The sequence below is a fragment of the Bacillus sp. FJAT-29790 genome, assembly GCF_019039215.1.
Taxonomy (GTDB): Bacteria; Bacillota; Bacilli; order Bacillales; family Cytobacillaceae; genus Cytobacillus.
The window spans coordinates 847,604-861,296 of sequence record NZ_JAHNZZ010000001.1 but is presented as its reverse complement, the minus strand read 5'-3'; the positions used below and the strand labels follow the sequence as shown (position 1 = coordinate 861,296).

The 13,693-nt window shown below is 35.4% G+C and carries 15 protein-coding genes; 8 read left to right on the top strand and 7 right to left on the bottom strand.

Going from position 1 to position 13,693, the window contains the following annotated elements; translation table 11 throughout:
• Positions 1-152 precede the first annotated feature (152 nt).
• Positions 153-773 carry an NAD(P)-dependent oxidoreductase gene (locus tag BGM26_RS04025; protein WP_217038448.1) on the bottom strand — a complete coding sequence of 207 codons (621 nt, stop codon included), beginning with the start codon at positions 771-773 and terminating at the stop codon, positions 153-155.
• Positions 774-1,215: 442 nt separating this feature from the next.
• On the opposite strand from BGM26_RS04025, the gene BGM26_RS04020 reads away from it, so the two are divergent.
• Positions 1,216-1,728 (top strand): DUF3231 family protein, encoded by a 513-nt coding sequence (locus BGM26_RS04020; protein WP_217040637.1) that lies wholly within the window; start codon positions 1,216-1,218, stop codon positions 1,726-1,728.
• A gap of 622 nt (positions 1,729-2,350) precedes the next feature.
• Here the strand turns inward: BGM26_RS04020 and BGM26_RS04015 are convergent.
• Positions 2,351-2,524: a hypothetical protein gene (locus BGM26_RS04015; RefSeq protein ID WP_217038447.1), complete on the bottom strand. Its 174-nt coding sequence runs from the start codon at positions 2,522-2,524 to the stop codon at positions 2,351-2,353.
• Positions 2,525-2,892: 368 nt separating this feature from the next.
• On the opposite strand from BGM26_RS04015, the gene BGM26_RS04010 reads away from it, so the two are divergent.
• Complete coding sequence (locus tag BGM26_RS04010) at positions 2,893-3,522, top strand: DUF1643 domain-containing protein (RefSeq protein WP_217038446.1); 630 nt, start codon at positions 2,893-2,895, stop codon at positions 3,520-3,522.
• Positions 3,523-3,740: 218 nt separating this feature from the next.
• Here the strand turns inward: BGM26_RS04010 and BGM26_RS04005 are convergent, their stop codons facing one another.
• The gene (locus tag BGM26_RS04005) at positions 3,741-3,902 is read right to left on the bottom strand and encodes a hypothetical protein (protein WP_217038445.1); all 162 of its coding nucleotides are present in this window, start codon (positions 3,900-3,902) and stop codon (positions 3,741-3,743) included.
• A 547-nt stretch (positions 3,903-4,449) separates the two neighbouring features.
• On the opposite strand from BGM26_RS04005, the gene BGM26_RS04000 reads away from it, so the two are divergent.
• The 5 genes from BGM26_RS04000 to BGM26_RS03980 are packed head-to-tail and all read left to right on the top strand — an operon-like array spanning position 4,450 to position 6,766.
• Positions 4,450-4,695: a spore gernimation protein GerQ gene (locus tag BGM26_RS04000; RefSeq protein WP_217038444.1), complete on the top strand. Its 246-nt coding sequence runs from the start codon at positions 4,450-4,452 to the stop codon at positions 4,693-4,695.
• Positions 4,696-4,711: 16 nt separating this feature from the next.
• Positions 4,712-5,080, top strand: a complete 369-nt coding sequence (locus BGM26_RS03995) for a spore coat protein (RefSeq protein ID WP_217038443.1) — start codon at positions 4,712-4,714, stop codon at positions 5,078-5,080.
• A gap of 18 nt (positions 5,081-5,098) precedes the next feature.
• Entirely contained in the window at positions 5,099-6,235 is a 1,137-nt protein-coding gene (locus BGM26_RS03990; RefSeq protein ID WP_217038442.1) for a zinc-dependent alcohol dehydrogenase, read from the top strand.
• A gap of 18 nt (positions 6,236-6,253) precedes the next feature.
• Entirely contained in the window at positions 6,254-6,448 is a 195-nt protein-coding gene (locus BGM26_RS03985; protein WP_217038441.1) for a hypothetical protein, read from the top strand.
• 18 nt (positions 6,449-6,466) lie between these two features.
• Positions 6,467-6,766, top strand: coding sequence for a spore coat protein (locus tag BGM26_RS03980; RefSeq protein ID WP_217038440.1), 300 nt, complete (start codon positions 6,467-6,469; stop codon positions 6,764-6,766).
• 153 nt (positions 6,767-6,919) lie between these two features.
• Here the strand turns inward: BGM26_RS03980 and BGM26_RS03975 are convergent, their stop codons facing one another.
• The 4 genes from BGM26_RS03975 to BGM26_RS03965 form a co-directional block, all read right to left on the bottom strand.
• Entirely contained in the window at positions 6,920-8,017 is a 1,098-nt protein-coding gene (locus BGM26_RS03975; protein WP_217038439.1) for an L-dopachrome tautomerase-related protein, read from the bottom strand.
• A 543-nt stretch (positions 8,018-8,560) separates the two neighbouring features.
• The gene (locus BGM26_RS21360) at positions 8,561-8,896 is read right to left on the bottom strand and encodes a GNAT family N-acetyltransferase (RefSeq protein ID WP_367949319.1); all 336 of its coding nucleotides are present in this window, start codon (positions 8,894-8,896) and stop codon (positions 8,561-8,563) included.
• A gap of 55 nt (positions 8,897-8,951) precedes the next feature.
• Entirely contained in the window at positions 8,952-9,125 is a 174-nt protein-coding gene (locus BGM26_RS21355) for a GNAT family N-acetyltransferase (protein ID WP_254118980.1), read from the bottom strand.
• 460 nt (positions 9,126-9,585) lie between these two features.
• A complete protein-coding gene (locus BGM26_RS03965; protein ID WP_217038438.1) occupies positions 9,586-10,881 on the bottom strand; it encodes a protoglobin domain-containing protein in 1,296 nt (431 codons plus the stop codon).
• Between the two features lie 619 nt (positions 10,882-11,500).
• Here BGM26_RS03965 and BGM26_RS03960 point away from each other — a divergent pair.
• Complete coding sequence (locus tag BGM26_RS03960) at positions 11,501-12,691, top strand: MFS transporter (RefSeq protein ID WP_217038437.1); 1,191 nt, start codon at positions 11,501-11,503, stop codon at positions 12,689-12,691.
• The last annotated feature ends 1,002 nt before the right edge of the window (positions 12,692-13,693 follow it).

Here is a 13,693-nt window from a genome sequence, read left to right as displayed (position 1 = left end):
AGTTGAACTATCCTGACCGTTAGCACAAGAAGACAGGGATTGCCCGCAGCCATCCCTCTTCTTGAACTCTAGCACTCTTTAGTTTAAGTACATTTTTTCACAAACAATAAATTTTACCTTGTGACAGCAAGTAATAATGTAAGAGAATATAATTAGTAGGCGATTCCCACACGTGATTTTATATAATTGTTACTTTCAATCTGCTTATATGTAAATTCTGCTGTATCCGATACATTTATTTTAACTCCATCCACTGGCAAAAAATCACGTTCCACACGGTATTCACCTAATCTTTCTCCATCAGGTAAATACGTTGGACATACAATGGTCCATTCAAGTGTTGATTGTTTAAGCAGATCATACACCTTATGATGTTCTTTCGCTGCACGGGTTGACTTCTGCTTTGATTCACTTGATTGATAACGCAGAGAATTTGGCGTGGTTCTACTTTGCAGAATACCCGCAGTTCCTATTGTTATTATTCGTTTCATACCTTCTTTTTCCATTGCTTCGATAATAAGTGGCATACTTTCTGATAGAGTGGTTGTGCCATCAGTATTCAGTGCACTAATAACTACATCAATCCCATGCATTGCACGTACTATATCATCTTTATTTAATACATTTCCTTGAATAATGGTTAAATTTTCATTATTTATTTGAAACTTCTTTGGAGTGCGAACTAATACAGTAACTTGATGTCTGTCATGCAGGGCATAGGTCACTATTTGACTTCCAACTCGTCCAGTTGCACCTAAAATTAAAATATTCAAAAATAAAAACCTCCTTTTTACGAATACAAATATTACACTACACTATAAATGCTATTATTTAGTCTTTTTTAACTTAGGCAAGATATATAAATTCAAACTACTTAAATTTTGAATAGCGAACTAATTTTCTTTAAAGAAGTCGCACAACTAAACTGCCCCGTTACTTTAAGTACAAAACTTCACAATCTCTTCTAAACTCTAAGATACATATCCGATTTTCCTTAAATTGCTATTCAATTAAATGGCCTAATTGCAGTTAAGGAAAATGATACATTTTAAAACAGGATTCCTGATCAAACTTTATAATAAACAGTTAGACAAATGATACTGCGTTATTTCGAAGCCACAAAATAATGAATTAATAAGCTGCGAATGGAGAATGATAAAATATGTGCTTTGGCGAAAGGAGGCACAAAATATGAATTTGATTAGGAGGATTACAATGGGAATTTTAAGTGGAAATCCAGCAGATGAACCTATGCATTATGGGGAAGTATTTAGCACATGGTCATTTCTTTTAACGGCTAAAGGGGCAATTGCAGGTTATCAAACTCACCTAAACCATGCAGGTGATGAAGATTTACATAAATTGCTTGAGGAAGCCATTCAAGGAGGACAACAAGAAATCAAACAGATTGAAACTTTATTAAAAGCGAATGGAGTTGGATTACCGCCAACACCTCCAGATAGACCTAAAGCTTGTTTAGAGGATATTCCAGTTGGAGCACGTTTTGCAGATCCTGAAATAGCAGCTGCTCTTTCAATGAGCATTGCTGCAGGATTAGTAGCGTGCAGTACAATAATGGGGCAATCAATTCGAGAAGATATCGGAATGATGTTTGGACAGTTTCATATTCAAAAGGCAGCACTTGGAGTTAAAGTTCTTCGTCTAAATAAAGAAAAAGGATGGCTAGTTCCACCTCCATTACATCATTATAAGGCAGAAGATTGTTAGTTAATTTATAACTGGTAAAAGGGGAGAAGAAATTTTTATTCTGCTCCCCTTTTCCTTTTTAAAGTAACTCGGACTCTTCATTTGATTATTATCCTCTTTTGAATTTAAATTTACTCGATATTCTTCACAAATTGTTATTCAAATAACCTGTCTCGATACTTTAAGTAAAAACTTCATAAACTAAACTTTAACCTATATATAGATGTTACTATAGTGATAGGTAAGCTTTTGAAGTTATCGCCAGCTTTTCCCCCACTTCACACCGTACAGGCGAGTTTCCCCAACAATATGGCCCTATAATGAAAATAAGCGCTGTTCCTTTATTTTAGAAAAGCGCCCGTTAACTGAATTACAAATGAACTTCTATTAGCTGGTTTAGTTGAACAAATAAGATTCTGGAATGGTGGGAAATATGGAACATAATAAAAAAGCCCTTCTAAAATGAAGAGCGTCTGCTTATATAAAATAAAGCAATTGAAAATAACAGTCACTAAACTAACTACCAGAGCAATTCGGGCCCTTAAATTGCTCCAGCTTGTGTAGTTGACTAGCGAAAGGATACAGCATAAATCAAACTAACATTAATTTAATTTGGTGCTGTATCCTTTCTAAAGCACTTGGCTTATAGATACTGGCCACCAGGCTCCCCGCAAAGCGCCAAGGCAACTACCACTACACTAATATTAATCATTGTAAACACCAACTCCATATTAGAAATTAAATTCAGTAAGTTTGCCACTGTAGAAGAAACAAGTCCTCCATATAACGCACCAACAAACCATCCATTGTTACTCATAAATGAAGTTAATTTTCCAGAGGTCGGGAGAATTCGAATCGAACGAAAACCAGTTAATAACATAATTTAATTGTACAATAATAAAATAACAAATTAAATAAATATGATATTTTCCCGCTGGTAATTCATAAATATATATACATAAAAATGCTCTATCCTTCTTTACCTAAACTACACCGTTATCACAAGAAGCGACTGCTCTTATTGAACAATCACACCATTAAAATTCATAGTTATCCATATTATCTAGTAAATCAATGGATTAAGAACGGGGCTTTTTATTTTTCGATAGAATCACTTCACTTCATCTCCCCCAATTCCAATATGATATTATTATTTGTGATATTATCAAAAAAGTAGGTGACACTTTGGCGAAAAGAAGTTATGACTCCAAACTAGTTAGAATAAAAGGGATAAAGACAAATAAGAATCCTCTTAATAGTAAAGTTGAAATTAGAACTTCTTTAAGAATTCCTTTAAAGAGATGCGTTGCTTCCTGTATCCTTATGAATCCAAGTACTGCTGATAGCGTTAACTCCGATGATACCATTAACTTTGTTACCAAATACATTCATAAAAACATCCCTGATATCCATTGGATAAGGTTTTATAACCTTTACCCTTTTTATGAACCTACGTCACCCAAGATTTATCTTTTAATTCATAATTTAACACCATCAGAATATCGTACTGCAATGGATGCAAATAGACTAGAAATTAAGAAATCGCTTGAATCAACTACACATTTGTTTCTTGGTTATGGTCAATGCAGTGGAGATTCAAATGATAAGGCTTGTTATTATGATATGGAAACAGCTAAGTTATTAAACATGATTGAGAAGAATTATAAGAACGATATTTTTGTATTTGAAACTTCTCAATCAAAAAAGATTCTTATCAAAAATAAATATCCTAGACATCCTAACCCAAATAATGAACACTTTGCTATTAATCATCACAAGTGTCAGATTAAGAACGGATCGATAAAAATAATCTAAGTGAAATGGGGGTGATAAATCCCCCCATGAATTCTAAGAAAGGCACAAAAAATACACACATTACTATCCCTTCTTCAACTGCTTTATTTGGAAGTCTTATTCAATTAAATGGCCCTTTTCATGAAGATAGACGCTTTCCTTATTTCAGAAAAGTGCCCGATTATGGAATAACACTGATATTGATTTGTGGGGATGCTTGAAATGTTTTTAAGGGATAATTATTTTCCCCACAATCTAGTCCTATCAATTGGTACAATCTCCAGACCATCTATTCGTTTATGAATTATAGGATTTTTGAAAGGGTTATGGTTTTCTTTTTTAATATGATGACGAGCACGAATACTTAAGCCCAAAACATCTAGATAATTACGGTAACTCATTTGGTTCATCTCCTTGAAACGTTTATAAATATTATCTGTTTTTTTTATCAGAACATTCGAGAAGGAACAATTATCAATTATTAAGTTAACTTCATAAGAAATTAGGTATCATCATTTAACATACGGGGGCTTGGCAGAAATTGAATTACAAAACAAAAAAATGATTAATGATAAAGAATATAAAAAACTAAATTAGTTAATTCATTTTAGAAAATTTTGTTCATAGAAGTATGTATACACCACTTTATCGAATTATTCATTTTTGAATATAATAAACCTTTATCAAGATGATCTGACCCTGTCATGTAGACACAAAAAAAAGATAGTTAATAAACCTGGCTTCTATAATTTCAGGTTGAATATTTTTTTAGCTACAAAAAAAGAACGCCGCAGCAATCAGCCTCAGCCAATCACAATAAATGGATTTCCCCCACTTTATGAATATACTAACTATTTAAGATAATTTACCAATTTTTAAAAAACATTAAAGTCCTCCTTATTCGTTAATACTATTGATTGTAAGATCGAATAAGGAGGTTAATTAGAAATGGATAATCAAAAACTAGCCGATCATGAATCATTGGATTTACATGAAGTGATTAATTTTAAAACCCTTTGCTTAGCGAAATCAAAACTAATGCAAGGACTTGTATTTGATGATGATTTGAGAGCATTAATGCAAAAAGATGTTGAACAATCCATGCAAGCGCTTGGAGAATTACAGGCAGTTTATCAACGCGCACCTTTTGAAGCTCCAGTTCCTCAAAACCGTCCAACACCAATAGTAAATTGAAAAGGAGGCAAATTCATTGAACCAGGACTATTTAGACCCTATAAACGCGCTACACGTACCTGAGCTAGCAGATACGACATTTGCGATGGATTTACTTCTTCGTGCCAAGGATGGTGTTCGCAATATTGCGGTCGCATTAACGGAGTCAGCATCACCTGATGTTAGAACGCTCTTACGAAACCATTTAATGCAAGGTATTGCCATGCACCAAGAAATTACAGAACTTATGATTAATAAAAAATGGTTCCATCCATACGAACTAAGTGAACAGTATAAACTAGATCAACTCTCTGCCAACAATACATTGATGATTGGCAAAATGAATCTATTCCCTGTTGAGACCAATAGAAAAGGTATGTTTGACCGGACACCTGATGATCACTAACACTGGAGGCTGTATAGCATGAAGGCAGTAACGTATCAAGGTATTAAAAATATTGTAGTCAAAGAAGTTCCAGATCCAAAGATTGAAAAACCAGATGATATGATTATTAAAGTAACGAGTACAGCTATATGTGGGTCTGATTTACATTTAATTCATGGCATGATTCCTAACCTGCAAGAAAACTATGTTATTGGTCATGAACCAATGGGAATCGTCGAAGAAGTTGGTCCAGGTGTGACTAAACTAAAAAAGGGAGATCGAGTAATTATCCCCTTTAATATTGCATGCGGTGAATGCTATTTTTGTAAAAACCATTTGGAAAGCCAATGTGATAATTCTAATGATAATGGTGATATGGGTGCCTATTTCGGATATTCTGGTACGACGGGTGGCTATCCAGGTGGGCAAGCTGAATATTTAAGAGTGCCATTTGCCAACTTTACTCATTTCAAAATTCCAGAGACTTGTGAAGAACCAGATGAAAAGTTAGCAGTTATTGCCGATGCGATGACTACTGGTTTTTGGAGTGTTGACAATGCAGGCGTAAAGGATGGAGATACAGTTATTGTTCTTGGCTGTGGTCCGGTTGGTCTTTTTGCTCAAAAATTCTGTTGGCTAAAAGGAGCAAAGCGTGTCATTGCCGTAGATTATGTAGACTATCGTTTGCAACACGCCAAACGTACCAACAAAGTTGAAATTGTAAATTTCGAACACTTTGAAAATGTGGGAATGCATTTGAAAGAAATGACGAAGGGCGGCGCTGATGTTGTCATCGATGCAGTTGGTATGGACGGTAAAATGACTGATATGGAGTTCCTTGCTAGCGGAATGAAACTTCAAGGGGGATCGTTTAGCGCGTTTATCATCGCTTCACAGGCAGTTCGAAAAGGCGGAAACATCCAGGTCACAGGCGTTTATGGTGGAAGATATAATGGATTCCCAATGGGTGATATTATGAACCGAAACGTCAATATACGCACTGGACAAGCACCTGTGATTCATTATATGCCATATATGTTTGAATTAGTTTCGACCGGAAAAATTGATCCAGGAGATGTCGTAAGTCATGTACTTCCACTTAGTGAAGCAAAGCGTGGCTATGAGATTTTTGACACAAAAATGGATGATTGTATAAAAGTCGTGTTGAAACCTTGAAGAAAGGAGGTATAAAAAATGAACTACGCCTTACATGAAGTTCTTGAGGTCCATGAGATGGCTGCATTTAAGACCACTTGTTTAACTAAATCCAAAACGATGAAAGCGTTAGTTACAGATCAGCTATTAAAAGATATTATGCAGCAAGACATTGATGTAACTACGAGACAATTACAAGAATATGCTTCTATCCTTACAAACGCTAAGCAGTAAATTAGGAGATGAATGAACATGAATCCAATCATTGAAACTTTAACTGGCATGGATGCACTATCGGATCAAGTGGTTGCAATGGATCTACTCATTTCAGCTAAAAGTGGAATTAGAAATTACGCCATGGCAGTTACAGAGGCAGGAACACCGGAAATTAAAGAAATGCTCACTCGCCATTTAGTTGAAGCTCTTGATATGCATGAACAAATATCCGCATATATGGTAGAAAGAGGATGGTACCATGCTTGGGATACAAACGAACAGATCAGTTTGGATTTAATTAATATCAATACAGCATTGAACTTACCGACATTATAAAAAATTCCCAGGAACAGTTTAACACTCACCAAATAAACTGTTCCTATTAAACCATTTTGAGTTTATTTGGCAGAAGTAAATAAAGTTAATACTTCTTGCTTACTCGTGTTTGTTTTAAACTATATAATGAAAACAATTAATTGACTATTTTTATTATGAAAAGGTCGGAGCAGGAAATTCATCAATTTTGATACGAAGTAAACTATAAGGTTTCTGTCGTAAGTCTTTTCCATAATGAAATCTAGGCTGTCGATGTAATTGGTTCACAATGACATACAAATATTGATCCGGACCAATAGAAAAAGTATCTGGCCACAAAATTCTCGGATCATGTGCGATAGTTTCCATTATGCCATTTGGCAATATCTTACGGATACTGTTGTTTTCATAATCTCCAGCATATACAGTTCCCTTTGCATCGGTGATCATTCCATCAGACGCACCTTTTTCTCCCCAATACTCCACATGATAAGGTAAATCCATATCCGGTATCGTTCTGTCTCTCAGGGCTTCTGTTGAGATTGAGAACAAATGACGACTGGTTAGTGGAGCAAAAAATAATATCTTTCCATCGGGAGAAATCGCAAGACTATCAGACGCCAATCTAAATGGAGAAGTTGAACCGTCTTTGTTTCGATTCATTAAAATTTGACCTTCTACTTTCGGTAAAAAATATGGATCGGGTGAAGTTGAATTTGCCCCATTTAACCGTCTAAACGCGTTTCCATTTGATAAATCTACGACGATAATAGCTCCTGGTCCTCTTGAAGAAGAATCCGTTATATAGGCATAACCTGCTTTTCCAACACGAAAATCAAAACGGACATCATTTAGATAAGTTGTAGACAGGACAACATCTTCTGTAAAGGTATATACTTTTCTTATTGTATTGGTTTCTAAATCAACAGCGACTAATTTTGCCCCCCCTTTAATAGGTTCAGAAAAATTGGGTGCTGCTGTATCTAATATCCAAAGCGTTCCCCTTCCATCAGCAACTACACTTTGGACACTGATGAAAGTCTTGTTGATATTCTTAGGGTTAACCAAATTGGTTTGTAAGTTAGGATAAGGCTGCAATTTATCCTCAACAATTTCCGCCACCGTAAATTTAACATCGTCTCCCCATTTCGGAAAGCAAATGAAAATACGACCGGTCTCTGAAACAGTAACACCTGTAGGCATAGCCCCATAAAATGCATAAACTAGTTCTAAATTACCGAAATATTTTTCACTAGGTAACATAGGTTTCATAATATCCTCCTCAAGCAATCAAACGGGATATCACCTATATATGATATATATTTTTTTTAGTGCATGCTTCTTAATAAGTTTTTCTATACGAAAAGATGATTGAATTGATTATTTTCGAAATTTTATAAGTCTGTCAGAAGAAAGGAAACATTTTAATTTAAAGGTCTCCAGATGAAGTAGCATTCAATTAGCAGGTAGCGAAGTTCAATATTCCCGAATCAACGTTATACTGTTGTAAAAAATTAGAGAAAATTCCTTTTTTAACTTTGTGAAGAAATGTACATAAACTAAACTGCTCCTTTAGATTTCTTCAAAATCTCACATAAATATCTAGTTTCGTTTAAAGTCTTATTCCATTATATGGCCCTTTTCATGAATAAAGACGCTTTCCTTATTTCAGAAAAGCGCCCTTTAATTCAAATTCCATCCGCTACCATTTCTTTTGTTTCAACATAATAAATTGCATATCTACCACTAAAATCTTTTTCTGTATCTTTTAATGAATAAAAGAAATAAACTTGCCTATCAGGGCTAACACTCTGACTACGAATAATCTTCTTTTAACATCGCAAAAATCTTATTGTCACGGAATTCGCCTTTTATGAATACATTCTTTCTCAAAGTACCTTCATACTTCATACCAGCCTTAAGCATTACTTTCTCTGAGCCAACATTATCAATGTCACAGACACCCTCGATTCGATTTAAATGAATCACGTCAAACCCGAATCGAATTAATTCATTAAGAGCTTCAGTTGCAAACCCTTTTCCCCAATACGCTTTATTCAAAACGTATCCAAATTCTGCTTTACTATGTTTATTAGACCAACCAATAAAAGCACAATTCCCAATAACTTTCTTGCTCTCTTTATGTACAATTGCCCAATCAACAGATTGACCTTTTTCATGCCGTTCAGTAATAACTTTTATAAATTTAATTTATGGTGTCCTCCTTCGTCTTATTGACTTCCCAAGTCATAGAATGTGTTATTTCTGGGTCAGAGAAAATCTCAAATAAATCATCTAACTCATCCAATTCTATCTTTCTAAATAAAAGGCGTTCTGTTTCAAGAATAGGTATTTCCTTAAAGAATTTTTCAATCTCCATAGTAGTCCCTCTTTTGCATTATTTCTAATTATTTATTATAAAGTATTTCTCCCCTTATAAAAATAACCTGTCTAGTGACTTTAATTACAGGAAATGCACCCAAAGCGAGGTTCGGGCGCCCCTAAATATTCTGCTCCGTTACTTTAGGATCAAATTTTCACAATCTCTAATTATTTTTAGATAACTATTTTTAGGGGGCTAAAATGAGACCTTTCCTTAAGGTGCTAAATTTATGTACACAAATCTAATTATATTTGTATATAACTACGGTAACTTGTCCACAATGTTTAATAAATATACGGTCACACAAGTAGCGAGGTATATTTTGCCAAAAGAAAAACACCTCCAAACTTTAGACTGTGTCTAAAATTTAGGGTGCAGTTCATTGTTTTTGCGCTCTTAATCTTTATTTTCACCCTATCGCTTTCCGATTCCAGATTCAGCCTTCAAATATAAGGATTTAACTATTCTTTGCAGATCGACTTAGATGCTCTGCTGATGTGGCGATATCAGTGGTTGCCTCCTCAATTTCTTCAATAACGTTCACTAACTCTACTACTCTTTCATCCATATTCTTTAGATTCTTCTCATTTTCCTCAATCGACATACGAATGAATTGGAACGAAGTGTTAGTTCTTTGTGATGCTTTTGAACCCATTTGAACCGTCGCTTCTACTCGGGCTAACATATGAATAACTTCACTTGTAAATGTTTGGGAAGACATCACCAATTGTTGAATATTCCCAATGGAGTTCTTCGTCTTCTCAGCTAATTTTTTCACTTCTTGGGATACCACCGCAAACCCTTTGCCATGCTCTCCTGCTCTTGCAGCCTCGATAGCAGAGTTTAAGGCTAATAGGTTAGTCTGGTCAGCAATCGAATGGACAATTCCCACAATTGCGTGGATGTTTTTAGATGAGTCCTCCAACTGCTGTACCGTTTCTCTCATAACTTGTGTATCTAGCTCGACTTGCTTCATGCTGTTTAAAAGGCTGATTAGAGTCTCTTGTCCATCTTGTACTTGTTGTAAAACCATCTTTGCCTGTTTGTAACTGCTTTCGACTAAATGGCTTACTTCATGGCTATTGGAAATCAGGGATTCCACGGAAGCTGTTGTTTGTTCAGAAACTGCAACAAGACCTTCACTTACTTCCATCACACTTTGCTGCAAATCCTTCTGGCCATCTCTAAATGTGGCTTTGATTTTTTCATCCTTTTCTTGATTATAAGCTTCTAACACTAACTGTTGTTCCAGGCTTAAAAGTTTAGTCATAGCTCCCCAAATCGTTCTGAATTCACTGGTGTCTTTGATATTGTCGATCATGACATGAAACAAAGCGTATTGGAGGTTCTGAAAAGCTCCCATATACCATGAAGGCTTTAATCCAATGCGGTAGTGAACTTTTGCTACTCGAAGGCGTTTCTCGATAAAGTTTTCATCCATAGTGCCTTCAAAAAGTTCGATAATGTGCGCGTTTAGGGTTTTCCTTAACCTTTCCACGCTGCTATGCTCTTCAATTATTTGCTCTAATTCTTTTACTTTCAAAATAATGTCATAAAACTCACTTACCAACGTGTCAATATGGACCTCTACCAAAGGCTTCATACATGCAACTGCATGTAACTCCTCCGTTGACAATTGAATCATCATTAATTTCTCTTCCAGTAACGGATTCGAAACAAAAATACCTTCCTTGTCAACCGCTTTATTTAACCATTTTTTATTAACTATCTGCTCTTTCCTTTTTCTAAACACTCCAATCACCCCCAAGGTGTCGCCTATTTCTAATTTTGTCAGTCGTTAAAATTGATTGGTGATTATTCTATAATACAATTTTTTTATTAATTGAATGTAAATTTTATACTTAGTTTGAAATTTTTATTATTCTTTCTTTTATTGACCAACCACTTTATCAAAGTAGCCTTTAAAATATAATAAATAAGTAGAGAATATATATAACAACTGCAATAAGAAAATGTGCCTTACATAATTCTTAAGAATTGTTGAGGTTGAAGCAGTGGTTAGGTTTTCTATCAAAAAAATATTACCAAGCACGTAAATATTTCGCCCCATTAAAATATTAAATAACGCCCACCCGAGACTGGTTTTTTATATTAAGAAGCTATTTATATCCATGAAAATAGGTGCCTGACCCCCAACATATTAACGTATTACTGCAATGGGGCTCAGGCACCAACTATAACAGAAGTGTGATTTCTTAAATAATTTTCTGCTACCTCTGCCGCCTTGTCGATCCTGTTTACCTCTATTTGATAAGAAGGGGTTTTTCTCGCAGAAATATTTTATGGTATGATGTTTAGGTTGTGTATCTACTACGTGACACATTCACATTCATCTAAGAAAAGAGGTATTTATGCACCCCACAAAATTATCCAAGCGACATTGGTTGCTCATCTTAACACTTTCTTTATTAACATTTGTTCTCGGGACAAGCGAATTTGTTATTGTCGGAATTTTAACCGATATTTCCTCGAGCCTTCATATGACAAATGCAAAAGCAGGCACACTCGTTTCTGCGTTTGCAATTACGTTTGCCATCGCCACACCACTAGTGATGTCAGTAACAAGTCATTTTCCAAAGCGGAAATGGATGTTGTTTTTGATAGGATCTTTCATCGTCCTAAATGCTTTGTGCGTCATTTCGACGAACTACATCATGCTCCTTGCATTTCGGATTATGACGGCGATTGTAACAGGAGTATTAATCTCTCTCGCCATGATTGTTGCAAGTGAAACCATGCCGATTAAAAAACGCGGACTTGCTATTTCATTCGTTTTCGGTGGTTTCACACTTGCAAATGTTGTTGGAGTGCCAATTGGTGTTGTCATCTCCGAATGGTACGGCTGGAATGCCACTTTCATGTTAACAACTTTCCTAGGTGGATTGGCGTTTTTGGCATCCTTTTTCGTCTTGCCTAATAAACTCAGCCAAATACGCAGTTCAATACGGGACCAGTTTTCTTTATTGACCAAGCCTAGAATTTTGATGGCTTTTTTCATTCCCGCTCTCGGATTTGGCGCAACTTATGCTGTCTTTACGTACCTTGTTCCTATCTTGAAGGGAATGGGAGTACCCAATCATTCAATTAGTTTAATCTTATTTGGTTACGGATTTATCTCGATTTTCAGCAACATCCTCGCCGGTAAAATTGCCAGCCACAATGCAATCGGTCGCCTTCGGTTTGTTTTTCTCGTGCAGGCAGTTGTTCTGACAAGCTTATTTTGGACTACAAATCATTTTATTTTAGGACTGGTAAACATTGGCTTGATGTCGTTAATGGCCATCCTCTTAACAACATCTACCCAGCTTTATTTAATTGACCTTGCCGGAATTTATCAGCCAAAAGCAACAGGACTCGCTGCTTCACTTATGCCAGTGGCAAGTAATGTAGGTATCGCTTTTGGTTCTGCATTAGGCGGAATTGTATACCATCAAGGAAATTTAATGAATGTAACATGGGTTGGCGGGATAGTTGCAGTCTGTGCAAGTCTGCTCACTTTCTTTAGTCATCTTTTAGACCAAAAACAAAAGAAAGCAGCATAAAAGGAAAGCCACAAACGCTTGGCATGCTTCCTATAGTATTTCTAGAAGAACAAAAATCTTTCCTGTCATAATTTATGATATTACAGTCATCCCTTTATATAAAATGAAATGGGAGTTAAGCCATAGTAGCTTAACTCCCATTATTGTGTAAGATCCAAAAATAAAAAAACAGAAACCTTGTCAGACATCTGCTTCTTCTTTCAAAAAAGGAGGCCTGGCGCCTGCTAAGATAAAAAATTACAGCTTTAAAGGATAAAGGTTTAATAAATAGGCCGTTTTTGAAAACCTTGTTGATTTTACAATTATTGCAATATCAGTCATATAGACCTGGTTGAACTTAGTATTTCTTCGTTAGTGTCCAATTGCGCGGTTCTATTAGCCTTTGAACATAGTATTTCTCCAATAGCGGTACAATAGAGCGGCCCTATTTGCCCTTGATCATAGTATTTCTTCAATTGCGATATAATAGAGCGGCCCTATTTACCCGTTAACATCGTATTTCTCCACTAGCGGTATTATTATTGCCTTAAAAAAATAGTGCCTGTCCCCTATTGTTTTAATGCAATACTGAAGTGGAGATTAGAGTGCTTCCTCATAATTAAAATCTCATATAAAATATTAAGGGTTCTATCAATTCTAATTTAGCTACGAGTGAATTAGACACTGATATTCGTTTTCCTCACTTCTTTAATAGGACTTGTATTCATTTCCCTTCAAGCTAGGAGGTAGTTTCATATAAACGAGGTATAAAAGCTGATCTTACAAGGATAATCGTGTGAATAATTCTACTTTATAAAGCAAAAAATGTTCGGCATTCACCTATAAAGTAATTAAATGTAATTAAAGGGAAGAGTTTTTAGTTGCAACATACAATTAATGCGAGTAGGATAGGTTCATAGGTTACGAAAGCTCATTGGTAAATAAAAGAAAGAACACTCAAATGAACAAATTATTATTTACCTAACTTTTTTAACTTTAACCCCGGGGAACGATAAGAGTCTT